The organism is Vibrio sp. 1069 (genome assembly GCF_033340555.1).
The window spans coordinates 1-840 of the sequence record NZ_JAWOWP010000221.1 but is presented as its reverse complement, the minus strand read 5'-3'; the positions used below and the strand labels follow the sequence as shown (position 1 = coordinate 840).

General features: G+C 47.0%; 1 protein-coding gene. It reads right to left on the bottom strand.

The annotated features are described in order from the left end of the window. A partial coding sequence (locus R7040_RS25580) for a sigma-54 dependent transcriptional regulator (protein ID WP_318097442.1) occupies nucleotides 1–840 on the bottom strand: 840 nt, incomplete at both ends.

The window sequence follows — 840 nt, the reverse complement described above, 5'->3', positions numbered from 1 at the left end:
ATGCTTTCCAAATTACGGTGTGTCGCAGCGACCACACGCACGTTGACTTTGATTGTCGAGTTTCCGCCAACTCGCTCAAAACAACGTTCTTGAAGTACACGCAATAACTTCACTTGCATCGACATTGGCATGTCACCAATTTCATCAAGGAAGATCGTGCCACCGTCTGCTAATTCAAATCGACCTTTACGCGCCGTTAACGCACCAGTAAACGCGCCTTTTTCGTGGCCAAACAATTCGCTTTCGAGTAGCTCCGGTGGGATTGCACCACAGTTAATTGGCACAAACGCACCATTGCGGTATGACGAATGGTAGTGAATGTTACGTGCTACCACTTCTTTACCCGTACCCGATTCACCAAGGATCAAGACATTGGCTTCTGTACCCGATACTTGCTCAATAAGATGACGAACTTCTTGAATACCGCGACTCTGCCCTACTAAGCTACGAAACAGCGTGTTTTTACGCGCACTAGCAACAACATTGACCCCTTTACGGCCAAGAAAATCTTTGCAGTGACGTAACGCTTCACTAAGCTGTGGGTAATTTAGCGGTTGCTCTAATTCGCCAACAAAGTTTGGGAGATCGTCCACAGGCAAAGGAAAGCTGCCCAAGACAAGAAGTGGGATATGGTATGCATCGTTGAGACGAGCCATCACGGCAGTTGCCGCTCGACCTGCTGAGATATTGCCAACGATACAGCCTGACCATACGCTAGACCAATCAACATCGCCTAGCTGTTCAGAACCGACAGCTTCGCAACTTTCTCCAACAAATTCCAATATATTGCTTAAATTTAAACGACTTGATGCGTCATCATCAATTACAAGCAGCTTTGCC